Below are 25,124 nucleotides of genomic sequence, written 5' to 3'. Positions count from 1 at the left end.
GGGAACATCGAGGTGGAAAGCAGCGGCGCGATCATTCGTTCTCACCCCGTCGAGGGGAACACGCCCGACGAACGGGAAGTTCGCGACGAGCTGGCGCGCGTGCTGAAGAGCCAATGCTTCGCGACGTCGGGACGCATGCGCGCGCTGCTCGACTACCTTGTCAACGAGACGCTGCAAGGGCGCGGCGACCGCCTCAAGGAATACACGATCGGTATCGAGGTCTTCGACCGCGGCACGGATTTCGATCCGCGCATCGAAACGGTCGTGCGAACCGAGGCGTGGCGTCTGCGCTCGCGCCTTACCCTTTATTACCAGACCGAAGGCGCGCACAACCCTGTCCGTATCGAACTGGCGAAGCGCTCGTTCGCGACGGCGGCGTATCGCCTCGCGGCCGCCACACCTACCCTCGCCTTCGCCGACCTGGCGCCGCAGCGTATTGCACGGCTCGCCGTCCTGCCCTTTGCCGTAACGGACGACGCGCCCGACATCCACCATCTCGCCGCGAGCCTCGCCGACGAAATGAGCCACGCACTCGCGCGCTTGCCGCGCATCGAAGTGCTCGCGCGCTCGTTGTGCCGCGCCATGCCGGCCACCGCAGCTTCCATCGGCGAGACCGTGCAGCGGCTCGACGTCGACTGGATCGTGGAGGGCAGCGTGCGCCGTTCAGGTACCCGCACACGCGTGCTCCTGCAACTGGTGGAGACGGCAAGCGGTTGCCAGGTCTGGGCTCACGCGATCGAACAGGACTGGAACGACGGGCCGCCACGCGTGGAAGACACAGCGGTGGAGCTCGTCACCGAACTCGCGAAAAGCGAAAGAATCTGGCAGACGCCGCTGGCCGAAGCGTTCGTGGAAGACGTCTGCTCCGGTTCTGACCTGCGGCAGCTGCTTCGCTTCGGCACCGGCGGCTCGCCATCGGTGGTCGATGTCTTGCGCCGCGGTATCGGCTGGCTCGAAGGTCGCCTGCAGCGCAACCCGCACGAAGCCGCCATGCACGCGAGCATGGCCAACCTCCTCGCGGCCTTCGTCTCGATCGTGCCGGGTTCGAGCGCGGACCTCATGCCGCGCCTGAAACGCTCGGCCATGGCCGCCGCCACGGCGCCTCGCAGCGGAACGCGTGGACTCGTCGCGCTGGGAATGGCTTCGCTCTTCGTCTGCGACTGGGTGGCTGCCCAAGATGCGCTGGATCGCGCCATCCGCCTCGCTCCCGACGATAGCGGCGCGCGCATGTGTCTCGGCCTGCTTCACCTGCAAACCGGCAAGCTGGGCGAAGCGCTCGACAACATGCGGGAAGCGCGCGACTTGCATCCGTTGTCGGCAACCGTAACGGGGTCTCTCGCCGCGGTCTTGATGAATAGCCGCCGCTACGGCGAAGCAATGGAGCTGGCGCGCCGGGCCGTCGCACTGGACAGCGACTTTCAGCCTGCCCACGTGCTGCTCGCCGACGCCATGCTGTGGGACGGACGTATCTCGCAGGCCTTGGGACGGTTCGAGGAAATCAGCCAGCTGGATGGCCGCAGCGCGTTCGGCCTCGGAAAAATGGGCTATGCGTATGGCAAGACGGGAAATGGGCCGAAGGCACGCGCGATTCTCGATGAACTCGACAGCCGGGACGACGATCCGGGCCGTGTGCTGATGGCCAAGGCGCAGATCCATCTCGGCCTTGGCGAGCACAACGCAGCGTTCGAGCATCTGGACGCCGCACTCGGCGCACCGACTGCGCCGGAGCTGCTGCTTCGCACCGCGCCGCAATTCGATCCGCTGCGGGCCGACCCGCGCTTCGCAAGGCTGCTCGCCCGGCTCGGCCTGACCGCCTGCCGGGCGGACAGTTAGACGGCAAGCGCGCCGCCCGTCTCGCGCAACGGCCGGGCCGGATCATCGGCCGTGGCAAGCCGCCTGTATTGCCCGCCGTGAAAGACGAGGGGCGCCGCGTCCTGCCGTTGCGTGAACGAGCGGACCTCGCCGAGAAAGATGGCATGGTCGCCGCCGTCGTACTGAACGGCGCGCTCGCATTGCAGCCAGCCCACGCATCCCTCGATCAGCGGTATGTCGCCCAGGCCGTGCCGGGTTTGAACACCGGCGAACCGGTCGATTCCCCGGCTCGCGAATCGGCCCGAAAGCGGCTCCTGCTCCTGCGCAAGAATGTGAATCGCCCAATAGCGCGCCGATGCGAACGCCGCATACGACGACGAACTGCGCGCGAGGCTCCACAGCACGAGCGGTGGATCGAGCGAAACGGAGCTGAAGCTGTTGGCGGTGATGCCGACCGGAGCCCCGTCGGGGCTCCGTGTCGTGATGATGGTGACGCCCGTTGCGAACTGCCCCAATACGCGGCGAAAGGAGGCAGGTTCGATTGCGGCAAGCGGCTCTGTCATGGCTGAACGCTCCGTGTTAATCGGGCCCATCGTCGGCCGGATCTTCACGCAGCGGAAGTCACGAGACGTCTCTTGAGCGCAGCGGCGGTCGATGCAACCACGTCGCCGGTCGGTGCGGTGTTCTGTATCAGTCGCGAGGCGCGAGCGCCGCGGTGCGCTCGCCGTCTTCCCAGCCGCCGCCAAGCGCCTTGTAGAGCGCGATGGCGTCCACCGCGAGGCTGACGTCGCTCTGCGCGAGACTGTCCCGCTGCGAAGCGAGCGACCGGTCGGCCTCCAGCACACTCAGGAAAGTGGTGAGACCGGCCATGTATTGCGCCTGCGAGACGTCGAACGCGCTCTTGTAGGCCGCAACCGTTTTCTTGAGCGCGTCGTTGTGCGCCTTCTCGCGGTCCAGCGCAACGAGCGCGTTCTCGGTTTCTTCAATCGCGCTTCGCACCGTTGCCTGCCAGGCCGCGACTTTCTCGTCCCTGACCGCCTCTTTCTCGCGCACCTTGGCGGCACGCTTGTGGGCGTCGAAGACCGGCACGCTCAACGTCGGACCGAACGACCATGTTGCCGATGAACGAGCGGCCATCGACCGTATGCTCTCCGAGTTCACGCCAATTGCCCCCGCGAGCGAAACAGCCGGATAACGGTCCGCCTCCGATACGCCGATGTCGGCCGTTGCCTCGGCAATGCGCCGCTCGGCGGCGCGCACGTCGGGCCGTCTCGCCAGCACCTCGACGGGCGGGTCCGGTTCGATCGCCCACGAAAGCGCCGGCACGGGAGCGACCTCGCGCAGGCGGTCGAGAACGTCCTGCGGCGACGCCCCGGTGAGCACCGCAAGGCGATTGACCGATTCGCGGAAGCTGTATTCGAGCGGCGCAATGCTCGCCGCCGCGCTTTCCATCTCGGCGCGTGCCTGCACTTCGTCAAGCCCCGTTCCGGTACCGGCCTGCGCCTTCGCACGCGTGAGCCGCCAGGTATCGGTGCGCGAGGCAAGCGTCGCTTTCGCTATGACGAGGCGAGCCTGATACCCGCGCGCTTCGACGTAATAGCGCGCCACGTCACCCAGCAGCGAACGGATCGTATCGTCCAGATCGGCCGCGTACGCCTGCACGTTCGCCGCAGACGACTCCACGCTACGTCGCTGGGCCCCGAAGATATCGAGTTCGAAGCTCGCATCGAAGCCGGCCTCGAAGGTGTTGCTCGTGAGGCTCGCGTTATCTCCGAAACCCGAGAGCTTCTGGCGCGACCGGGTAGCACTGGCCGAGCCGTCGACTGCGGGATACAGCCCCGATCGCGTCTGGACCAGCGAAGCCCGCGCCTCGCGCAGACGCGCCTGCGCCTCGCGCACGTCCGCATTCGCACGCATCGCGTCAGCCACGAGACGGTTCAGTTGAGGATCGTTGAATCGCGTCCACCACGATTTCAGGTCCGTGGCTGCTGACTTCGTGGGCGTCCTGTCCGCCCAGTCAGCCGGTGCGGCGGCCTGCATGGCGTGATAGTCGGGCCCAACTGTGCATGCAGCCAGAAGGGACGCGCACAGCAGCGCCAGCGCTCTCATGGCCGGACCGCGCTGGCCGCGCCACTGTCGAGCGGCGGGGCCTGAATGAAGACGTCCACGAGCTGCCCGAGATACGCGGGGAACCGGTCGTCCTCGATCTGGTAGACCACTTCCAGGACGCGCGTATCCACGCGCTCGGTGCTGTCGCCCGTGAGCGACGTCTTCGTGACGACATAAGGCTCGCTGTACATGTATTTCAATGCCGTGCCGATGTTGCCGTTGCCCCGCAGGTAAGCCCGGGCGGCCGCCCCCGGCTTGAAGCGCCAGGCATCGTTCTGGTCGATCTGCACGCGCACGTGGTGCTTGCCCGAGCGGCCCAGCATGACGAGCGGCGTGGAAAGGGCCGCGGCCGACGCATATTCCCCCGGCCGGATGTTGACCTGAAGGACGGTCGCATCGAAAGGCGCCTTCACGGTGAGACGAACGAGCGAAGCTTCGGAATACGCAAGCTGCGCACGCGCAGAAAGCAGTTGCGCCCGCGCCGACGCAAGCTTTGCTTCGTACAGACGCACCGCGTAACGGCGCTTCGACAAATCTTCCGCGCTCACCGCGCGCGGATCGGAAACCGATTCCGCCAGTTTGAGCTGCGCCCGGTAGTCGCCCAGATTGGCGTCGGCTTCGCGCACATTTGCGACCGCCGTTTCGACGTCGGCGCTGCGCTGATCCCGATCGGCGCGTTTGACGCGGTCGTCGATGCGAAACAGCGTTTGGCCGGCCTTGACCTCGTCGCCGGGCGCGATGGGCACGTCAACGACGATGCCGCCGTCAGGCGCCCCGATGCCCACCGCCTGGCCCGGCGGCTCGAGCTTGCCGGTGCCGCCGATGTAGCTCGGGAACGGCGCACTCGCGGGCTCCGAAAGCGGCTTGGTCGCAGAGATCGAGGACGGTGCCGTGATCACCGCCGTGGCGGCAACGGCGACACCCAGTGCGGCCAGCAGCGGCAACATGGCCTGAGTCAGACGGAGTCTCACGGAGCGGTGCCCTCAACAATGACAGAGGATGAAGCGCGGATACCCGTTATGCGGCCATCGTCCATTTCCGCAATACGATCGGCGTATTCGTAGATGCGCCGATCGTGCGTGACGACGATGAGCGTTGTCCCGCGTTCGAGAACCAGACTGCGCAGCAGCTTCATGATGTCTCGCCCCGTTGTGTGATCGAGCGCGCTGGTCGGCTCGTCGCAGACGATGAGGCGCGGCGAATGGACGATCGCGCGGGCAATGGCGACGCGTTGCTGCTGCCCGCCCGACAGTTCAGACGGCATCTTGTCGGCCTGATCGCTTAGCCCGACCAGTTCCAGCGAACGCTGCGCAGTTTTCGCTGCATCCCTGGGCTTCGCCCGCTGGAGCAGAAGCGGGATGCTGACGTTGTCCCGCACGCTGAGCGAGGGGATCAGGTTGTACGACTGGAACACGAAGCCGATGTGATCGCGCCGGAACGCGGTGGCTTGCGCGGAAGGCAAGCTCTCCGGGTCGACGTCGAAGATCGTGCATCGGCCCGCGTCCCGTCGCAGCACACCCGCCACGATGGAGATCAGCGTGGTTTTTCCGCAGCCCGACGGTCCCACGAGGAACATCACCTCGCGCGTGCGCACGGCAAGATCGACGCCGCGCAACGCGGGCACGCTGCCCGTGGGTGTCGGATAGGCCTTGGCGAGCTGTTCACAGACGACGGCGAACCCGGCGCCGGAGGCCGTGCGTTGCGGATCGTCGTTCATTTGAACACCACCCCGGGATCAAGGCGCAGCACGCGACGCAGCCCCAGCGACCCGGCCGTGCTTCCAACCAGCACGACCACCGCGCAGGCGGCGCCCACCACAGGCCACGTCAAGCGGACGTTGATATCGGAATTGACGTTGAGCAGGATGAACGTCGCAATGCCGCCAATGCCCAGACCGTAGCCCAGCAGCGTCACACCCAGGGCCTGCAGCGCGACCATCCCGATCAGCGTCCCATCCTGGGCTCCGATTGCCCGCAGCACGGCAAAGTGCCTCTGGCTGTCGAGCATGAAGTTGTAGAAAGTCATTCCCGCGATGCCGCCTCCAATGGCAAACGTCATCAGCGCGGAGAGCCCCATGTTGAGAATCACGCTGGTATTGAGGATGAACCAGCGCAACGTCTCGTTGGAAAATTCGCGGCTCGTGCGGGCAAGCAGCTTCAGCCCTTCGCGCGTCTGCGATTTGACGCGTGCGACATCGGCATCCGGCCTGAGCTTGACGAGGACATACGACAGCAGCTTTCTCTGGCTCGGCACATAGGTCTTGACGCGTTCATACGTGGTGTAGACGACCGGGGTCGAGGCGAACGTCTTTTCGCCGCGGTAGATGCCTGCCACCACCACACGGTGATCGTTGAGTTCGAACGTGTCGCCCACTCTGAGCGGACGGCGTGCGCCGCTGGAAGTTGCGCCTGAAGCTGAATAGGCGAGGCGATTGCGTGCCCCGTCTTCGTCGACGAACACGCTGTCGGCCATGCGCAGGTCGGCGAGCGAGCCCGACACCATTCGCCCCGGCGCACCGATCAGTGTGGAATCGTCCACGCCGATCAACTGCACGGACTCTGCGCGGCCATCCGGCAGCCGTGCACTGATGCTGCCTTTGTACAGCGGCACGGCCCATGCCACGCCCGACACGCTGCGCATGCGGTAAACGGCGATGTCGTCCATCGCCTTGACGTCGTCGACGTAGTCCGAATGAAGATCGGTCACCCACATGTCGACGCCCTGAATCTGATCAACGAACGTCGTGGTCGACCGCAGAACGGCAACCAGGGTTGCGGCCTGTTGCGTGATCAACAGCGTAGTAAAGGCGAGCGAAAAGACGATGCCGAAATATTTGGCCCGATCGCCGATCAGCATCCGCCAGGCAATTGCCAGCATGACTACCTCACGCGCAATTCATGTGACGCCCTTTGCTCACGGCGCTTCGTGAATGAAATGCCGGGCAATGTCGTGGCGAGAATATGGCTTCGCATATTCCTTTGAATTGACGTGTATCAATTCAGGCCAATCAGCTGCGGCTCCGTAATAATCGGAAAGTAATTGTTATTTCAAAAATAAGGAAATGGATTGAATAAGCGCGGCGATGAGGCGACCGGCAATGAAGCGGCAGATCGCTTTCGCCGGGCGCGCGGTGACGACCATTGGCAAGCGGACTTACCGGCACGCTTAGCGGCTCAACCTGCCGACGCGCTCACATTCGCCAGCAGCGTCATTTCGGGCAGTGCAAGCGCATCGGTTACGCGCAGCCGAACTTAAAGCGCCGAAACACGACGCTCTTGATTCGGTCGAGAAGCAGAGCGAACACGGCAACGGCGCAGATCAAGGCGCCGACGAGTTCCAGTGGGACTGCTGCCATCAGCGTTCCGGTTACGGCCAGCACACTCACCAGGACGACGTCGATGGCGCTGGCCCACGCCATGAGCGTACCGGGAGCGAACGCCCACATGGGCCCGTCGTTGCGGAGCACGTAGACATTGGCCTGCGTGGTGAATACCAGCAGCAGGAACACCATGGTTTGCATCTGCCCGGCACTCAGCCCGAACCGTGCGCGCGCCGTGCCATACAGCGATAGCGTGAACGCAAGCGAAACCGCTGCGAGCACGCCCGCGGCGCCGACCAGTTGCCCGACTCGCCAGCGTTGTGGCTGGCTTGCCGGTAGAACGCGGTCGGTTGCGATGCTCATCGTAACGAAGTCATTGGCGAACAGCAGTAACACGATCAGCCGCGGTGAAATCACAAAGCCTTTGGTGAGCCAGAGACCCAGTGTGAGGAAAACGACGATCTCAAGTGTCTTGACTATCTTGTTGAGAATGTACGTGAGCATGCGTCGGTGCACTTCTCGCCCCATACCGACCACGGTCAGGACACCGCTCAGGCCTGGATCGGTCAGCACAACGCCTGCTGCGGCCTTGGCCACATCGGTGGCACTGGCCACGGCGATACCGAGTTCCGCCTGTCGCAGCGCAGGTGCGTCATTGACGCCGTCGCCCGTCATCCCCGTGACGTGTCCTGCCTGTTGCAGCGCGCTGACAATGGCGTGCTTCTCTTCAGGCAGCACGCGAGCGAAGATGTCGCATTTTTCGGGTTGTCGTAAGTCGTCTTCGCGCGCAACGCAGATACGTGTACCCAGCCCAAGTCGTTGTCCGATTGCCCGTGCTGTTTCCAGTGCGTCGCCGGTGGCCATGCACACTCTCACGCCAAGCTGGCCGAGTTTTGCGATGAGTTCGGCAGCGTCGTCCCGAGGCGGATCGGAGAGGCCCACTAGACCGATCGGTCGAATCGCGCCCACCGGACCCGCCGCAACCGCGAGCACGCGCGCGCCCCCAGCGGCCAACGCCCGCCCCGTGTCTTGCGCGGCTTGACGCTGCGCCACGTCGGCACCGCAATGTTCGAATACTGCGCTGGTCGCGCCTTTCAGCGCATGCCACGCCTGTCCATCGACGACATAGATGCCTTCGCTGAATCGGGTTGCCGGATCGAAGGGCCGAAAATCCGTGCGCGCGGGCAGAAGGGCAGATTGCGCGCTCGTACGATAAGCAGAAAGGATCGCAAGGTCGAGGGGATCCTGAGAGGCATCGTCGCTGGCCATTGCTGCTGCGCGCAAGACGGTGGCCTCGTCGACGTCTGCCAATGCCTTGACCCCGGCGACGGACAGCCTGTTCTGCGTCAATGTCCCGGTCTTGTCGGACAGAAGGGTATCCATTGCTGCCGCTTCCTCTACCGCAGGCAGCCTCGTAACGAGAACCCCCTGTTTCGAAAGACGTGTGCTCGCGAGAGCCGTAGCCAAAGTGTAGGTCGCCGGCAAGGCAACCGGAACCGACGCGACGAGCAGCAATAACGCGAACACCGCGGTATCGCCCCACGGCAAACCATGCGTCGCGGCGTAAAAGACGACCAGTACCACGAGCACGAGGTCGAAGGCGACGAGGCGCTTGACGATCGAGAAGATCGTGCGTTGCATATGGCTGGGGGCATTGGACGTGCGCACGAGTTCCGCCGTCCGGCCGAAGTAGGTTCGCGAGCCGGTGGCAGTGACTTCGCCGCTGGCTTCGCCCTGATGCACGATCGACCCGGTGTACGCGGGCTGTCCGGGGCTTGCATCGACAGCGAGAGACTCGCCGGTCAGGGCCGACTGATCCAGCGTCACTGCGCCATCGAACAAAACGAGGTCTGCGGGGACGATGTCGCCTGCTCGCACGTGCACCACATCTCCAGGAACCAGTTGCGCGGCGGGAAGACGGCCCCAGTGCGCGTCGCGCAGCACGCGCGCGTTGACCTGCAATTGCCGTCGCAGCAACGTCAGCGCGTCTTGCGCGCGCCCTTCCTGTATGGAGGCAACAAGGGCATTGAAAGCAAGCAGGAACAGGATGACCAGCGCCTCCTCGCCACGATGAAGCATGACCTGTAGCACGATCACCGCTTCGAGCATCCAGGGCACGGGTCCCCAGAGTTTGGCGAGAAGCTGGCGCCATCGCGGTGTGCGAACCTCTTCGATAGCATTGACGCCGAATGCTTGCAGGCGATGCTGAGCCTCTGCCGACGTAAGCCCTGTTGCGCGGTCGGTGGTCGGCAGCGCTTTTGCGGTGTCGGCGGGAGGTTTAGCGGCGATTGTCATTGTGAGGAGCGGTTCGCGGTGGTTGGGGCGCGCCGGCCACCGTGCTGACGATCGTCGCGTCACTTCTACGAAGAGCGACGTAGCGGCCGGCGTAGTTGCTCTGCTGCTCGCATGCCAATGGTCGGTTCACCGCTTCAACGAATCATGGCTTGCGGGCGGAACCACTACCGGCGTTCACAGAAGTTCGAGTGCCAGCGCGATGCCCTGTCCTCCGCCAATGCACAGCGTCACGATCCCGCGCCGAGCGCCGCCACGCTGCATCTGATGCAACAGCCGCGTAGTCAGCACCGCGCCGCTAGCACCGATCGGATGTCCATGAGCAATCGCGCCACCCTCTGTATTTACAACGTCTTCCGCAAAGCCGAGCTCGCGCAGACACGCCAGCGCGATTGCCGCAAACGCCTCGTTGATTTCCACGCGATCCACGTCCGATATAGACCACCCGGCGCGTGCAATTGCCTGTCGCACCGCGGGAATCGGGCCCAGGCCGAAGAAACCGGGCTCCACGGCTGCCACGCCATAACTGACCAGCCGGGCCATGGGCGTCAGGCCATTGCGTTCGGCCCAGCCTCGCTCGGCAACGACCATTGCAGCCGCGCCGCTGTTCAGGCCAGGCGCGTTGCCTGCGGTAATCGTCCCGTCCTTGCGAAAGGCCGGTTTGAGCCTGGCAAGCGACTCGGCGCTGGTATCCGGCCGATTGTGCTCGTCGCGGACAAACACCGTTGGCCCTTTGCGACCCGGCACCTCCAGCGGCACGATTTCTGCGTCGAAGAGCCCGGCAGCCTGCGCCTGCGCGAAGCGTTGCTGCGAACGCAACGCCCAACGATCCTGGTCCTCGCGAGAGATGCCGCACTTCGCCACGAGGTCTTCTGTGTGCCAGCCTGAATGCTGACCGCTAAAGGCGTCGTTGAGCCCATCGAGCAGCATGCTGTCGAACAACGTCACGTCGCCCATCCTGGCCCCCCAGCGCCCTTGCGGCAGCAGGTAGGGACTGCGATCCATGTTTTCCATACCACCGGCGAGCGCGCATTCGATCATGCCGGCCCAGATTTCGGTGGCCGCGCTGGCGATGGCCTGCGCGCCGGACCCACAGACACGGTTGACCGTCAGCGCCGGAACGCCGACCGGCAATCCCCCGGCGATGCCCGCCTGTCGCCCCGGATTCATTTTCACGCCGGCCTGAATCACATTGCCCATGACGAGCGAATGGACCTTGTCGGCAGCCAATCCAGCGCGCCGGAGACTTTCGCGGATAACGGCAGCGCCAAGCGTTGGCGCCGCCACGTCCTTGAGTGTCCCGCCGTAGGTGCCGATCGCCGTGCGTACAGGGCTGCACAGGACCACTTCAACGTTGCTCATGAGCTTGCTCCTCAAAGGAATGCCGCGGAATCAGGTAATACGGAAGATCGTGCCGGCCAATGCAGTTCCGGTGCGAGGGTGTCGAGGACCGTCCCGCATCGCTTCAGGTTCAGGTTCAGACGAAGCCACAGGTTTGTGCGGGGCACGGGTCGCTCGTGCGGTCCCGTTTGTACATTAGACGGTTTTCCATGATGGCGAGGGCCGTCCGATCCTTCTTGACGTGTGTCAAGACGAGTATCGTCGCCGCCCTACAAGCTGAGGCACAACAATGGTTGAGCCACATGGTCTGTGACAAAACGGAGCGACGTAGCCCGCCGACCATCGCCATGAAGCGAACCGGGCTGCGTCGCCGCCAGAATCCGGTTCGGGAGATGGGGAAGAAAGCGCATGCCTGCAGACATTGATGTCGTAGTAATCGGAGGTGGCCAGGCCGGGCTTGCCACCGCCTACTTCCTGCGCCGTGCGGGACTCGACTATATCGTGCTGGACGACCAGAGCGCCCCCGGAGGCGCCTGGCGACATACCTGGGACTCACTACACCTGTTCTCGCCGGCGCAATGGAGTTCGCTGCCAGGCTGGCAGATGCCCGTATCAAACGGCACGTACCCGTCGCGCGACGAGGTCATCGCCTATCTGGCGCGATATGAGGATCGTCATCACATCCCTGTGCGGCGCCCGGTTCATGTCAAATCCGTTTCACGCGTCCAGGGCAGCTTGCTGGTCAGCACCGATCGAGGGGAATGGCTCGCGAGAGCAGTCGTGAGCGCGACCGGCACCTGGAGCGCGCCGTATGTCCCCGACTATCCCGGACGCGAGATCTTTCGGGGTCGCCAGATGCATTCGGCGCAGTACCGCAACGCGGACGATCTGCGCGGACAAAACGTGCTGGTGGTGGGCGGCGGCAATTCGGGCGCGCAAATCCTGGCGGAGGTATCGACAGTCTGCAACGCTATGTGGGTGACGTTGCATGACCCCGTTTTTCTTCCCGATGATGTGGATGGCCGGGTCTTGTTCGAACGCGCGACAGCCAAATGGCAGGCTCTTCGCGATGGGCACACGATGACGGCGCCGGTAGGTGGTTTGGGCGATATCGTCATGGTGCCGCCTGTACGGGACGCGCGGGCGCGAGGCGTTCTGCACCCAATGCGTCCGTTCAGCCACTTCGATGCGGACGGCGTCGTGTGGAGCGACGGCACGCATTCCCGCGTCGATGTCGTGATCTGGTGCACGGGGTTCCGCCCCGCGCTCAAACATCTTGACCCACTACAGATCTGCGATGCCAACGGATTGCCGAGGACAGACGGGACGCGCGCCAGAGGCGAGGAGCGCCTGTGGCTGGTTGGCTACGGCGAATGGTGCGGCGCTGCCTCGGCTACGCTCGTCGGTGTCATGCGCAGCGCAAGGGAAGCGGCGCAGAGCATAGCGCAATATCTCATTGCCATAGGGCCGCGAAGCGCATCATCACCGTAGCCGGCAGGGTCCTCCGAAACCAGCGTCGAACCGGGCGAGTTCCTTCAATCTTGTCGATCGATCTTCCAAGTCGCGTTCAAGACCCTACCGTTAGCGGCCGATAATGCACTTACGCGTTATGGGACGATCACGATGAGCCACGAAGACAAAGATCCGGCCGGCGGTTCCCTTCAGGCCGCATTCCTGCGCCACGAGGCGAGCCTTGCACCGCCCGGGCGCCAGCCCGGCGAGGACAACCCCGCCGTTTACCGCACGCTGCTCGAATCCACCCGGGCAATTCCCTGGAAGATCGATTGGGCGACGATGCAGTTCGCCTATATCGGCCCGCAGATCGAAGCGCTGCTCGGCTATGCGCCCTCCACCTGGAAAACGGTCGAGGACTGGGCCGCGCGCATGCATCCGGACGACCGCGAGTCCGTGGTGAATTTTTGCGTCGCGCAATCGCAGGCGGGCGCCGACCACGAAGCGGACTATCGCGCACTGACCGCCGACGGCGGCTACGTGTGGATCCGCGACGTTGTCCACGTTGTGCGCAAAGAGAACGGCGACGTTGACGCGCTGATCGGCTTCATGTTCGACATCAGCGAGCGCAAGCGCACCGAGGAACGGCTCGCGCAGCTCCAGCGCGAACTGGAACGCCTGTCGCTCGCCGACAGCCTGACGGGCGTGGGCAACCGTCGCATGTTCGACACGGTCATCGCGCGCGAATGGGCGAGCGCGGCGGCATCGGGCAAGCCGCTTTCGCTCGTGATGGTCGACATCGATTTCTTCAAGTCGTACAACGATTATTACGGTCACCTGCAGGGCGACGAATGTCTGAAGCGCATTGCGCGCGTGCTCGGCGAGGCTGCCGGGCCGAACGCGTTCGTGGGCCGCTTCGGCGGCGAGGAGTTCGTGCTCGTGCTCGCGCAAACCGACGCTGATGAGGCCGTACGCGTCGCAGAGCGTTGCCGCGCGCTGATCGCGGATGAAGCGATCGCGCATCTGCGCTCGCCGCATAGTCAGCGGGTCACGGCGAGCTTCGGAGTAGGCACCGTTGTGCCGAATGAAGGCATCGACGTCACGGCTTTCATCAATCTGACGGATGCGCAGCTCTATCAGGCCAAGGATCAGGGCCGCAACCGCATTTCGGCGGTGGACAGGGCAGGTATCGGCGGCGAAGGATTCAAGCTGCAGTCGCGCTGACACTTTGATGGTGCGAGGATCGTTCCGGCATAGGGGCGCTTCATGGGAGTCACGCCGGGACGGCACAATTGTTGGTCAGGTTGTTGGGACGATGGCCGATATAAAGCAAAGGTCTGGCAAGGAAAGAGCGGTCTTCGACCCGAAGCGATCCTTCATGCCTCTTGAAGGCGGACGATTAGAGTCAGCAACTCCAACGCAAACTTAATCATCTTGACACCGATTTAAGACGGTTGGCGGTTGCGCCAGCCGCCGACGGACGTTACATGGTCGATGCGCGATTCGACGATTTCCACGTCTGGTCAACCGAAGCGCAGCCCTTCTGGACAGAATAGTTCTCCAGAACCGGACCCGTTTCTACCGCCAGCCGAAGCAAAAATAAACCTAAAACGGGCCGATCGAGCTCAAAGGTCTCGTTTGCTTCGGTAACTACTGAGCCAGAAGAATACTCCTCACAAAGTAAGCCATCCGCCATATGAATTACCGTGTCCGGCCCAGCTGCGAAATCGCTGAACGCCCAGAAGACACCGAACAGTACCAAGGGCGATGCCAGAATTGAGATTGCGATCGGGAGCGACAGCAGGCTTCCCATACCCCATCCCAGCAGTCGCGGTCGCAGCGCGAACGCACCGAAAGCGATATACGCGTAGGCCACGAAGCAAGAAAAGAACAGCAATACATTGATCACGTGACTGCGCGTCACGAAACCTGACTTCACTCCGACCAGCACGACGGAAATTAGCGCGAAGGCTGACAAATATTTTGTTCTTGGCTGCATAGTGTCTCGCAGTGGCGCATGCGCCGTGCAGGCCCGACAGCCCTTGGTCGGTCCGTTACCCCTGGCGCCCCAACCCCGAGCGCACCGCTGCCGCCAACCCGAGTTCCGGATAGGCCGCATCGACTGCCTCGATGTCCGCGCGCGTCTCGGCAATGAGCCAATCACGCACCTCGGCGACGATCGGGCGCGGGGGCCGGCCCGGCGCCCATGAAAGACAACATATCCGATCGGTCACCACCAACTCGCTCTCGGCCGGCACGAGCGCCCGCTGTGCGAGCCAGTGCATCACCACGTTGACCCAGCCGAGCGCGATTCCCTGGCCCAGCAGTGCCGCCTGCACGACGATCGCATAGTCGTTGAAGCTCAACACGCCGGCCGCGTGGCGCGTCTTGTTCTTGAACGCCGCGAAACGCGCGTGCCAGCCGCGCTCCTCGTCGTCCATCACGATCACCGTGTCGCCGTGCGCGCGCCATTCGTCGGTACACGCAAGTTCCTGATAGCGCGGATTACAAACGGGCAGCAGGACTTCGGGCATCACCGGCACGCTGTTCTCGAGCATTTCGCCCTCCTGCACGAAACGCATTCCGAGATCGACGTCGCCGAGCGGGCCGCCGATCCGGCCGGAAATCAGCTGAAAGCGCAGGTCGACCGACGGAAACGCTTGATTGAGCCGGCTCATCCGCGGCATCAGCCAGTGTGTCGTGAATGCGGTCGACACCGACAGCGTCACGGGCTCGACGCCCGTCGCGCGCGCCTCGATTTCGCGGATCGCGTCTTCGATGCCGTTCAGTCCCTCGGAAATCTTGCGATACAGAATCCGGCCGTTCTCGGTGAGTTCGATGCCGCCGTGCACGCGCTCGAAGAGACGCACGCCGAGATGATCTTCCATGCGCGAGAGCATTCGGCTGACGGCCGGCTGGCTGACGTACAACTCCTGCGCCGCGCGCGTGAAGTTACCGCAGCGCGCGGCCGCCTCGAACACGAAAAGCGCGTTAGCGCTGGGAAGTTTTCTGCGTAGGCTGGGCATGACCTGATGTTATGCCTAATCCAACAATTCGGGAATTGCAGCCAAAAAAATCGGCGCCTATATTTTTCCTCACTGAGGCAGCCGAGCGGGAACCCAACAATGGATGCACGAGCCAGGGCGGGCGTATCGATTCGATCCGCAGCAAAGCGTTATGGGCCTGTCGTGGCGCTCGACGACGTGTCGCTCGACGTAGCGCAGGGCGAATTCGTCTCACTCCTCGGCCCGTCCGGTTCAGGCAAGACGACGCTACTGGGCATTCTCGGCGGCTTCGTGCAACCGAGTGCCGGCAGCGTCTGGGTTGGCGAGCGAGACATTACATTCGCGCCGCCGCACAAGCGCAACATCGGCATGGTGTTCCAGAGCTACGCGCTCTTTCCTCATATGACGGTTGGCGAAAACGTCGCTTTTCCGCTGCGCGCCCGCCGCGAGCCCAGGTCGGGCTGGGCCCGCAAAGTGGCCGACGCGCTCGCGATGGTCGAACTGCGCGGCTATGAACACCGGCGGATCAGCGAATTGTCGGGCGGGCAGCGGCAGCGCGTGGCGCTCGCCCGCGCGATGGTGTTTGAGCCGCAACTGATCTTGATGGACGAGCCGCTCTCCGCGCTCGACAAGCAACTGCGCGAGACGATGCAAATCGAGCTGCGGCGCCTGCATCGCCGGCTCGGCGCGACGATCATCTATGTGACGCACGACCAGCGGGAAGCGCTGACGATGAGCGATCGGGTCGCGGTATTGAAAGACGGCCGGCTCGTCCAGGTCGATACGCCCGAGCACCTCTATGACCGGCCCTGCAACGCCTTCGTCGCGAGCTTCATCGGCGAGGCCACGCTGCTGGCCGTCGTGCGCGTGGGCGACGATGCGGTGAGTCTCGGCGACACCGTGCTGCGTACGGCCTACCCGCTTCCGCGCGCCGAGCGGCTGCTGCTCGCGGTGCAGACCGAAAAGCTCGTGATCGACGCGGGCGATGCGCCGCCCGACGCGAACCGGCTCACCGCACGCGTGACGGAGGTGCTGTACCAGGGCGAGAGCCTGCGCGTATTTGCGTCGCTCGCCGACGGCACGATAGTGAGCCTGCGCCAGCCCGGCAATCACGAGGCGCGGCAGCGCGTGCCGCCAGCCGGCGCTTCCATACGTGTCGCGATTTCGCCGTCCGACACGATCGTCGTTCCGGCATGACGGGCGCGCGACGCCCGGCCCTGCCCTTCTCTTCCCGGCCAATTCTTCCCGGCCAATCGCAACGCAATCAAGGATGAATTCATGAAGCTCACCGATTTCAAGGTGCTGACATTCGACGTCGTCGGCACACTCATCGACTTCGAGCGAGGCGTGCTCGCATCGGTGCGCCGCATCGGCGGCAGCGCCACGAAAGATCTGAGCGACGAGCAGATCTTCGAGCCGTACATGCGCGGCCGTGCCGCGTTCCCCGGCCGGTCGAGCCACGAAATGGCGAACGTGTACCTGTCGCTCGCGAAGGAGCTGGGTTTGCCGGACGATGCGCAGTCGGCCGCCGCGTTCCAGCGTGACGTGCTCGAGTGGCCCGCGTTCGTCGATTCGGTCGAAGCGCTCAGGCGGCTGCGCAAGCATTTCCGCCTAGTCGCGATGACGAATGCAGACCGCGTGGCGCTGTCCTCGTACGCGCATACGCTGGGCGATCCGTTCGACGATTCGGTCTGCTGCGACGAAACCGGTGTCGCCAAACCGGACCCGCAGTTCTTCGCCTACAACCGCGGGCGTCAAGCGGCGTTCGGCTACAAGTTCCGCGAGATTCTCCATACGGCGCAGAGCCAATACCATGACATCGGCATTGCGACGCAACTGGGCTACGCGACTTGCTGGATCGAGCGCCGTCGTGGACAGAACGGCTTCGGCGCAACACCGGTGCCCGAGCAGGTGACGACACCGACGTTCTGCTTTCCGACGCTCGCCGCGCTGGCGGATGCCGTCGAAGCCGAGCTCGCCGTGGCCTGATGATGCTCGCGCCGCTCGCCTGCACTTCGCCGCCGCCCGATTCGCTCTGGCGCCACCTCGCCGCGCGCGCCGGTACGCTCGACGCCCCGGTCGGCAACGGGCCGCTTGCGCGCGATCTGCACACCGACGTTGCCGTGATCGGCGCGGGCTATTCGGGCCTCGCCGCAGCCCATGCGTTGGAAAAGCGCGGTGTGCCGTGCGTGGTGCTCGACGCCAATCCCGTGGGGTGGGGCGCGAGCGGGCGCAACGGCGGCGTGGTGTCATCGAAGTTCCGGCTGTCGTTTCCTGCGATTGCGGCAAGGCACGGTCTCGACGTCGCGAAGCGGATGCACCGGCTCGCGCACGACAGCGTGCGCGTGGTCGAATCGCTCGTCGACGAGTTTGCTATTGCGAGCGCCGCATTCGAACACACCGGCAGCCTGCGCTGCGCGCATACCGAGCGCGCGCTCGCCGCCTGTATTGCCGAGGCGGACTGGGTGCGCACCGAGCTAGGCGACCGCTCGATGTCGGCGTTGACCCGCGGTGAGGTCGAAGCGGAATCGGGATCTGCGGGATTCGTCGGCGGGGTGTTGAGCGCGGACGCCGGGACCATCCTGCCGCTCGAATACGTACTCGGCATCGCGCGCGGCCTTGCAGCGCGCGGTGTGCCGATCCACGAATCGACGCCCGTGGTGGCAATCGAGCGTGTGTCCGGCGCCCCAGGCGTCATCGTGCGCACGCCGGCTGCGACGGTACGTGCAAAGCAGTTGATCGTCGCGACGAACGCCTACTCCGGCCTTACGTCGGCAACGGCCGCCTACCAGCGCGAGCTGGTGCCGTTTCGCAGCGCGATGATCGCGACCGAGCGGCTGCCGGCCGGGCTCGACGCGAAACTCATGACTGCGCGCCGCAGCTACACGGAAACGCGCCGGATGATGAAATGGTTTCGCCGCGCCGATGGACGCATGCTGTTCGGCGGACGCGATGCGTTCGGCAAGGAAGGACAGCAAACGGGCTTCGAGGCGCTGCGCCGCGCGATGGTCGCCCTGTTTCCCGACCTGGCCGGCCTGCGCATCGAGTTCCAGTGGTCGGGCTATGTCGGCATGACCTTCAACGCGCTGCCGCACGTCGGCCGCAGCGACGACGCCACGGTGTTCTGTCTCGGCTACAACGGCGCAGGCGTCGCGATGGCGAGCCTTGTCGGCCAGCAGGCGGCCGCGCTCGCGCTGGGCGAGACGCCCGATCTCGCGCTGCTGGCGCAAGAGGGGCTGCGGCCCGTCCCGTTCCATTCGCTGCGCGCGCCGGGCGTCAGGCTCGTCGCTGCGTGGTATCAGTTTCTCGATGCCATGGGGGCATGATGACGGCTGCCAGAGGAATCGTTTCCGGGTGCGACACGATGAGGCCGAGCGAGACAGATGCGGCGATGCGCCACCAGCGGCGCGAAGACCGCGCGATGTTGCTGCTGATGGCGCCTGCATTGGCGATCGTCGTCATTTTGCTGGTCGTGCCGCTTGCATGGCTGTCGTGGCAATCGATCCGTCACGATGGCGGGTTCACGCTCGCGAATTACCGGCGCGTTTTCAGCGGTACTTACCTCGATACCTTCCTGCTCACCTTCAAGCTGAGCGCGATCGTCACCGGGGTGACGCTGCTGCTCGGCTATCCGGTGGCCTATCTCGCGGCATCGGTGCGCCCAAGGCTCGCCACGCTGATTCTCGGCATGGTGATTCTGCCGTTCTGGACGAGCGTGCTCGTGCGCACGTATGCATGGCTCGTGCTGCTGCAGCGCACGGGCATCGTCAACAAGGGGCTCATTGCAGCGGGCGTCATCGATCAGCCGCTGCAGCTCGCCTACAACCAGTTCGGCACCATCATCGCGATGGTCCACATCCTCCTGCCGTTCATGGTGCTGCCGCTCTACTCGGCAATGCAGAAGATTCCCTGGAGCTTGTCGCAAGCGGCCGCCAGCCTCGGCGCATCGCCGACCCATGCGTTCCTGCGCGTGTTTCTGCCTCTGTCGATGGGCGGCGTCGTTGCGGGCGTCACGCTCGTGTTCGTGCTTTGCCTCGGCTTTTACATCACGCCCGAGTTGATGGGCGGCGGCAAGTCGATCATGGTCTCCATGGTCGTGAGCCGTAACGTCGAGATCTACAACAGCTGGGGCGCGGCGAGTTCGGTCAGCGTGGTGCTGCTGGTTTGCGTGTTTGCGATCTTCTATGCCGCGAGCCGTGTGATTCCGCTCGACAAGACCCTGGGGGCGAAATGAAGCCGAATCCGCTCGCGCGTGGCCTGCTCGTCGCATCGGTCGCGCTGATCCTTGCGTTTCTGATGATTCCGGTGCTGATCGTCGTACCGCTGTCGTTTTCCCATACGCGCTTCATGACGTTCCCGCCGCCTGCGTTGTCGCTGAGATGGTATGAGGCGTTCTTCGGCAATCCCGACTGGCTCGCGGCGGCACGCACGACGCTCATCGCATCGTCGTGCGCGACTGCGATCGCAACACCCGTCGGCGTGGCCGCGGCGTATGCGATCGAGCATGGCGCGCATCCCCTGATTCGCCGGCTCCGAACGGTATTGATGCTGCCGTTGATGGTGCCGATCATCATCGTCGCCGTGGGCGTGTTCTTCGTCTATGCGCAGCTGGACTACGTGAATACGCTCGGCGGATTGATTCTCGCCGACACGATGCTCGGGTTGCCGTATGTCGTGATTTCCGTCGGTGCGGACCTGCGCTCCTTCGACCATGCTCAGGAGATGGCCGCGCGCAGCCTCGGAATGAACCGGCTGCGCAGCTTTCTGGCCGTGACGCTGCCGCAGATTCGTTCGAGCGTGATCTCCGGCGCCGTGTTCGTGTTCATTCAGGCGCTCGACGAGACGGTCGTTGCGCTCTTCATCTCCGGCGGTCCGAACCAGACGCTGACGCGCCGGATGTTCGTCACGCTGCGCGACGAGATCGATCCGACGATTGCGGCGATCAGTACCCTGCTCACGGCGCTCACGTTGGCCCTGGTGCTCATGATGGTGATCAGCCGCCGCGGCGGCATGGCGGAGGCAGCACGCGTATGAAGAACGCCTTGAAGTTCTATATCGACGGCGCCTGGAGCACGCCTGCCGGCAATACCCGGCTGCCCGTGATCGACCCGTGCACCGAAACACCGTTCGCGGAAGTCGCCCTCGGCGACCCACGCGACGTCGATCGCGCAGTGGCCGCCGCGAAGCGCGCATTCGCGACGTTCTCGCTGACCGACCCCGCGGAGCGCATTGCGCTTGCGCGCCGGATTCTCGACGTCTATCTCACGCGCAGCGACGAGATTGCCGACACGATCTCGCGTGAGATCGGCGCACCTCGCCAGTTCGCACGCAACTGGCAAGCCGCGCTCGGCCGCCGGCACCTGGAGGAACTGCTGCACACCTGCGAAACGTTCGCGTGGCAGCGCAGCAAGGGCACGACGCTCGTGCGTTACGAGCCGGTGGGGGTTGCCGCGCTGATCACGCCATGGAACTGGCCGATCAACCAGATCGTCTGCAAGGTCGCGCCCGCGCTCGTGGCGGGCTGCACGATGGTGCTCAAACCGAGTGAGATATCGCCGCTGAACGCGGTGCTCTTCGCCGAAGTGCTCGACGAGGCAGGCGTGCCGGCCGGCGTCTTCAATCTCGTGCATGGCGATGGCCCAACGGTCGGCGCGGCGTTGTGCGCCCATCCGGACGTCGACATGGTGTCGTTCACCGGTTCGACGCGCGCAGGGGTACAAATTGCGACGCTCTCGGCACCGACCGTCAAGCGCGTGCATCAGGAGCTTGGCGGCAAGTCCGCGAACGTGCTGCTCGACGATGCCGATTTCGAAACGGCGGTGACGAAGGGTGTCAACAGCTGCTTCAACAACAGCGGGCAATCGTGTAACGCGCCCACACGTATGCTGGTGCCGGCCTCGCGGCACGACGAGGCGGTCGAGATCGCGCGGCGCGCCGCGGCCGCGCATCGTGTCGGCCCCGCCGACGCGCCGGAAACGACGATGGGCCCCGTCGTCAGCGACGTGCAGTTCGAGCGCGTGCAACGGCTGATTGCGGCGGGTATCGAGGAAGGCGCGACGCTCGTCGCGGGCGGGCTCGGCCGGCCCGCGGGGCTCGAGCGCGGCTACTACGTGCAGCCGACCGTGTTCGCGCACGTGCGGCCCGATATGACGATCGCGCGCGAAGAGATCTTCGGCCCCGTTCTGTCGATCCTGCCTTACCGCGACGAGGAAGATGCCATCTCCATCGCGAACGACAGCCCGTATGGGCTCGCCGCGTACGTGCAGTCGCGCGACCTCGACCGTGCGCGCCGCGTCGCGTTCAGGCTGCGTGCGGGAAGCGTTCACCTGAACTACCCCGCGTGGGATCCGGGTGCGCCGTTCGGCGGCTACCGGCAGTCCGGAAACGGACGCGAGTATGGCGAGTGGGGGCTCGAAGCGTTTCTCGAAGTGAAGGGCGTGGTCGGATACGGCGCCTGATACGCCCGCGCGCCGTCGACCGCAGCGCGCCCCCCCGCTATTCGCCCTGGCGCCCTCGCAGCATATCGGCGATCCGCTCCGCGATCATGATTGTCGGTACGTTCGTATTCGCGCAGGGGATCGAAGGCATCAGCGATGCATCGCACACCGTCAGTCCCTCGACATCGAAAACCGAGCCGTCCGGTGCCGTCACCGCGAGCGGGTCGTGAGCGGCGCCCATTCGGCAGGTGCCCGACGGATGCCATGTTCCACCGACCGATTGCATGACGAACGCAGTCAGCGCCGCGTCGTCGGCAAGCAGCGTATCGAGCGAGACGCCTTGCGTGATGATGTGCTCGACCAGCGTGCCACGTAGCGGCCCGGCGCTGTCGAGCAGCGCGCTCAGTACGCCGCGCTGCATCGCGTTCCACTTGCCGGGCCGCGCGACCGACGCAACGCGGGGCGAGTAGCTCGACGGAAAGATCGGCCCGAGCGCGCTCGCGAACATCGGGTCGGCAAGCGTATGCGCGCCGAAGCGTACAGCGCCTTTGAGCCGTTCGAGGTCACGCGGGTCCGACAGCATCGAGAACTCGACAAGCGGTTCTTCCTCCGCATGCGCGGAGGCGAGCCGCACGCGGCCGCGCGAGTACGACTTGTTGACCCAGAAGAACATCGTGCCGAGCCGATATCCGATCGAGTGCCAGCCCGAGCGTGACAGAATCGCGCCATGCATGTCGCCTGCAGGTGTGCCTGGCAGCCCTGATGAGTAGCGGATGATGGCCTGCTCATGGTGCTCGTCGGGAAACGGCGTGCGCATTTCGCGCGGCAGGAACGCGGATACCGCAATGGACGGGTGCTCCATCAGATTTCGGCCAACGCCATCACGGGCGACGACAACGCCGATGCCGGATGCGGCAAGCTCGTCGGCGGGGCCGATCCCGCTGCGCATGAGAAGTGCCGGACTGTGGATCGCGCCCATGCAGACGATGATCCGTCGCGCACGCAACGTATTGAACGCACCATCGGCCAGGCGCACGTCGGCGCCGATTGCACGGCGGCCTTCGAATCTCACGCGCTCGACGAGCGTGTCGGTGCACACCGTCAGATTGGGACGCGCCCGGACGGTCGCGTCGAGATAGCAGATCGACGTGGGAATACGTTCCCCTGCCGCACTGACCGCAATGGCGCCCACGTAGGCGCCATCTTCCCACGGGCCGTTCTGATCGATACGCAGCGGATGACCGTGCCGCGCAAGCGCGCCGAGCACGCCGCGCACGAATGGCGACAGGCGATCGGCGCTCGCGCGGCGGATGCGCAGCGGGCCATTGGTGCCGTGAAGCGGTCCGTCCAGGTCGCAGTCGGTTTCGAGCTTGCGGAAATAAGGCAGACACTGTGCCCAGGTCCAACCCGTTGCGCCGAGCGCGTCCCATTCGTCATAGTCGGCGGGCGCGCCGCGGTTGGCCATCAGCGCATTGATCGCCGAGCCGCCGCCGAGCACGCGCGCCTGCTCGTAGCGCCGCCGCGCGGCCGGCGCGCTCATGCGCGCATGCAAACGCTGCCAGATATTGCGTGTATCCAGATAGGCCCGCCCCGGATATCGGCTGCGGATATCGGCCGGCATCGACGCCTGGGTGAGATCACGGCCGGCTTCGACGAGGCAAACAGTCTTGCCGGCCTCTTCGGTGAGCCGTGCGGCAAGCACGCAGCCGGCCGAGCCGCCCCCGAGAATGAGGTAGTCGTACACGGTGGGCGAGTGGTCGATGCGCAGCGAAGGGCTCGTGCGGGCTGCTCGTGCAGGCGGCGCGCGATGAGTCGTTGCGCTACTGCTGCATGAACTTGAGCCAGCGTGCCTTCGCCTGAATGCCGGCTTCGGACGCCCACCATTCCTCGGACATCAGGGCCTGCCTGCTCGCATTCTCGGGCGAACTCGGCAACTCGCTCGCGCGCTTCGCCGAGATCTTGCCGGTCTTGTACGCAGCCGGGTTGCCGGGACCATAGTCGATGTAGGTCGGCAGGTTGGCCTGAAGATCGGGCGATACGGCCGTGTCGACAAAGCGCACTGCGTTTGCGAGATTCGGCGCGTTCTTGAGAATGCACAACTGCGTGTTCTGAAGAATGCCGTCGTTATAGGTGAAAGTGATGTCCGGATTGTCTTTCGCGACTGCGCTCGCGCGACCGTTCCAGATCATCTCCATATCCACTTCCCCGTCGTGCAGCAACTGCGCGGACTGGCCGCCGGAAGTCCACCACACGGCAATATCGGGTTTGATTTGCGCAAGTTTTCTGAACGCACGATCGACGTCGAGTGGATAGAGCTTGTCGCGCGGTACGCCGTCGGCGAGCAGTGCGGCCTCGAGCACCGTTTGAGGATCATTGCGCAGGGCGCGCGTGCCCGGGAAACCCTTCACGTTCCAGAAGTCCGCCCAGCTTTGCGGCACCTTCTTCACAGTCTTCTTGTTGTAGCCGATCACGGTCGAGTAGAACTCGTACGCGACCGAGTATGGCGTGCGGTACTTCTCCGGCACGGCCGCGGCGTTCGGCATCTTCGAAAAGTCGAGCTTCTCGAGCAACCCTTCGTGGCCTCCGCGCAGGCAGTTCGATGTCGGCGTATCGACGACGTCCCAGATCGGCTTGCCCGCCGAGCCTTGGGCCTTGATCTGCGGCCATGCGTCCGGAATGCTGTCTTGCTTGATCGTGATGCCGAGCTGTTTTGCCGCCGGATCGAGAATCGCCTTCGTCTGCGCTTCCTGGTAAGCGCCGCCTTGCGACACGAATGTTATTTCGCCGGTGGCGAATGCGGGCGCGCAGACGAGCGCAAGTGTTATGGCGACCGGGTTCAGGCTCTTCGGTTTCATCACGGCTCTTCCTCGACTCGATTGAGAGAACAATGTTGCCCCGGGAGGGAACACCGCCGTATCGGCGCGACCGCGCGGGCGGTCACGCTCTCAGGGTGCTTCGACTATAGTGAGCCAATTTCGCGGGTACAACGCCGAAATTGTTGGAGCCGGCATGACTTGATGTAATGCCGGCCTCGACGCTGTTCGCCACACGATCCCTCTTCGCCGACATTTGCGTTATGTGCTTTCCGGCCTCGGCCGGATCCTGTCCAGCAGCGAATTTCTTTCGTGCGTTCGCTACGCCGTTTGCGAGCGTCTTGAAGAGATACGTCGGGATAGGCGCGAGGAGCCAGCAACTTTTCCTTGCCCCCCGGAACGGAGGAAGCCAACGGATCGGTCAGGAAGTATCGGAACAGAGAATTGTCGGGAGACCGCCCGACAACGTTTCCGGCGATGCAGCCGGAACAGTGTGCCGTTACCCATAATCCGTCCGCAAAATAAAGCATAAGCTGTCCGCGGA

At 64.5% G+C, this 25,124-nt stretch carries 20 protein-coding genes; 9 read left to right on the top strand and 11 right to left on the bottom strand.

Annotation, left to right across the window (positions count from 1 at the left end; genetic code table 11):
* Positions 1 to 12 precede the first annotated feature (12 nt).
* Positions 13 to 1,833, top strand: coding sequence for a tetratricopeptide repeat protein (locus tag P2869_RS18725; protein WP_277599139.1), 1,821 nt, complete (start codon positions 13 to 15; stop codon positions 1,831 to 1,833).
* Here P2869_RS18725 and P2869_RS18720 read toward each other — a convergent pair.
* The 7 genes from P2869_RS18720 to P2869_RS18690 form a co-directional block, all read right to left on the bottom strand.
* Positions 1,830 to 2,375 (bottom strand): flavin reductase family protein, encoded by a 546-nt coding sequence (locus P2869_RS18720; RefSeq protein ID WP_017773343.1) that lies wholly within the window; start codon positions 2,373 to 2,375, stop codon positions 1,830 to 1,832. The genes P2869_RS18725 and P2869_RS18720 overlap by 4 nt on opposite strands.
* Before the next feature lie 127 nt (positions 2,376 to 2,502).
* Positions 2,503 to 3,921 (bottom strand): efflux transporter outer membrane subunit, encoded by a 1,419-nt coding sequence (locus P2869_RS18715; RefSeq protein WP_277599138.1) that lies wholly within the window; start codon positions 3,919 to 3,921, stop codon positions 2,503 to 2,505.
* Positions 3,918 to 4,892, bottom strand: coding sequence for a biotin/lipoyl-binding protein (locus tag P2869_RS18710; RefSeq protein ID WP_199542042.1), 975 nt, complete (start codon positions 4,890 to 4,892; stop codon positions 3,918 to 3,920). The genes P2869_RS18715 and P2869_RS18710 overlap by 4 nt, the downstream gene beginning before the upstream one ends.
* Complete coding sequence (locus tag P2869_RS18705) at positions 4,889 to 5,638, bottom strand: ABC transporter ATP-binding protein (RefSeq protein ID WP_277599137.1); 750 nt, start codon at positions 5,636 to 5,638, stop codon at positions 4,889 to 4,891. The genes P2869_RS18710 and P2869_RS18705 overlap by 4 nt, the downstream gene beginning before the upstream one ends.
* Positions 5,635 to 6,798 carry an ABC transporter permease gene (locus P2869_RS18700; RefSeq protein ID WP_199542041.1) on the bottom strand — a complete coding sequence of 388 codons (1,164 nt, stop codon included), beginning with the start codon at positions 6,796 to 6,798 and terminating at the stop codon, positions 5,635 to 5,637. Before P2869_RS18700 ends, P2869_RS18705 begins: the two co-directional genes overlap by 4 nt.
* Positions 6,799 to 7,156: 358 nt before the next feature.
* The gene (locus tag P2869_RS18695; protein WP_277599136.1) at positions 7,157 to 9,535 is read right to left on the bottom strand and encodes a plasma-membrane proton-efflux P-type ATPase; all 2,379 of its coding nucleotides are present in this window, start codon (positions 9,533 to 9,535) and stop codon (positions 7,157 to 7,159) included.
* Between the two features lie 174 nt (positions 9,536 to 9,709).
* Entirely contained in the window at positions 9,710 to 10,894 is a 1,185-nt protein-coding gene (locus P2869_RS18690; RefSeq protein ID WP_017773336.1) for an acetyl-CoA C-acetyltransferase, read from the bottom strand.
* A 387-nt stretch (positions 10,895 to 11,281) separates the two neighbouring features.
* Here P2869_RS18690 and P2869_RS18685 point away from each other — a divergent pair, with 387 nt between their 5' ends.
* The gene (locus P2869_RS18685; protein ID WP_277599135.1) at positions 11,282 to 12,364 is read left to right on the top strand and encodes an ArsO family NAD(P)H-dependent flavin-containing monooxygenase; all 1,083 of its coding nucleotides are present in this window, start codon (positions 11,282 to 11,284) and stop codon (positions 12,362 to 12,364) included.
* 132 nt (positions 12,365 to 12,496) lie between these two features.
* Entirely contained in the window at positions 12,497 to 13,549 is a 1,053-nt protein-coding gene (locus P2869_RS18680) for a sensor domain-containing diguanylate cyclase (RefSeq protein WP_017773333.1), read from the top strand.
* A gap of 259 nt (positions 13,550 to 13,808) precedes the next feature.
* On the opposite strand, the gene P2869_RS18675 is transcribed toward P2869_RS18680, so the two are convergent.
* On the bottom strand, positions 13,809 to 14,324 hold the full coding sequence (locus P2869_RS18675) for a hypothetical protein (RefSeq protein WP_277599134.1): 516 nt from the start codon (positions 14,322 to 14,324) through the stop codon (positions 13,809 to 13,811).
* A 55-nt stretch (positions 14,325 to 14,379) separates the two neighbouring features.
* A complete protein-coding gene (locus tag P2869_RS18670) occupies positions 14,380 to 15,351 on the bottom strand; it encodes a LysR family transcriptional regulator (protein ID WP_277599133.1) in 972 nt (323 codons plus the stop codon).
* A gap of 99 nt (positions 15,352 to 15,450) precedes the next feature.
* Here P2869_RS18670 and P2869_RS18665 point away from each other — a divergent pair, with 99 nt between their 5' ends.
* The 6 genes from P2869_RS18665 (at position 15,451) to P2869_RS18640 (ending at position 21,788) form a co-directional block, all read left to right on the top strand.
* Positions 15,451 to 16,527, top strand: coding sequence for an ABC transporter ATP-binding protein (locus tag P2869_RS18665; protein ID WP_026121152.1), 1,077 nt, complete (start codon positions 15,451 to 15,453; stop codon positions 16,525 to 16,527).
* Positions 16,528 to 16,608: 81 nt separating this feature from the next.
* Positions 16,609 to 17,319: an HAD-IA family hydrolase gene (locus tag P2869_RS18660; RefSeq protein WP_277599132.1), complete on the top strand. Its 711-nt coding sequence runs from the start codon at positions 16,609 to 16,611 to the stop codon at positions 17,317 to 17,319.
* Between the two features lie 2 nt (positions 17,320 to 17,321).
* Complete coding sequence (locus P2869_RS18655) at positions 17,322 to 18,656, top strand: FAD-binding oxidoreductase (RefSeq protein WP_277599890.1); 1,335 nt, start codon at positions 17,322 to 17,324, stop codon at positions 18,654 to 18,656.
* 38 nt (positions 18,657 to 18,694) lie between these two features.
* Entirely contained in the window at positions 18,695 to 19,564 is an 870-nt protein-coding gene (locus tag P2869_RS18650; protein WP_277599131.1) for an ABC transporter permease, read from the top strand.
* The gene (locus tag P2869_RS18645; RefSeq protein WP_277599130.1) at positions 19,561 to 20,364 is read left to right on the top strand and encodes an ABC transporter permease; all 804 of its coding nucleotides are present in this window, start codon (positions 19,561 to 19,563) and stop codon (positions 20,362 to 20,364) included. The genes P2869_RS18650 and P2869_RS18645 overlap by 4 nt, the downstream gene beginning before the upstream one ends.
* Complete coding sequence (locus P2869_RS18640) at positions 20,361 to 21,788, top strand: aldehyde dehydrogenase family protein (RefSeq protein WP_277599129.1); 1,428 nt, start codon at positions 20,361 to 20,363, stop codon at positions 21,786 to 21,788. Before P2869_RS18645 ends, P2869_RS18640 begins: the two co-directional genes overlap by 4 nt.
* Positions 21,789 to 21,825: 37 nt before the next feature.
* Here the strand turns inward: P2869_RS18640 and P2869_RS18635 are convergent, their stop codons facing one another.
* Together P2869_RS18635 and P2869_RS18630 are read right to left on the bottom strand one after the other, a co-directional pair.
* Positions 21,826 to 23,511 carry a GMC family oxidoreductase N-terminal domain-containing protein gene (locus P2869_RS18635; RefSeq protein ID WP_277599128.1) on the bottom strand — a complete coding sequence of 562 codons (1,686 nt, stop codon included), beginning with the start codon at positions 23,509 to 23,511 and terminating at the stop codon, positions 21,826 to 21,828.
* A gap of 76 nt (positions 23,512 to 23,587) precedes the next feature.
* Complete coding sequence (locus tag P2869_RS18630) at positions 23,588 to 24,622, bottom strand: ABC transporter substrate-binding protein (protein WP_277599127.1); 1,035 nt, start codon at positions 24,620 to 24,622, stop codon at positions 23,588 to 23,590.
* Positions 24,623 to 25,124: the final 502 nt, after the last annotated feature.

This window comes from Paraburkholderia sp. SUR17 (assembly GCF_029536165.1).
Taxonomy (GTDB): domain Bacteria; phylum Pseudomonadota; class Gammaproteobacteria; order Burkholderiales; family Burkholderiaceae; genus Paraburkholderia; species Paraburkholderia kururiensis.
The sequence above is the reverse complement of the archived record's forward strand: the minus strand, read 5'-3'. Positions and strand labels throughout refer to the sequence as shown.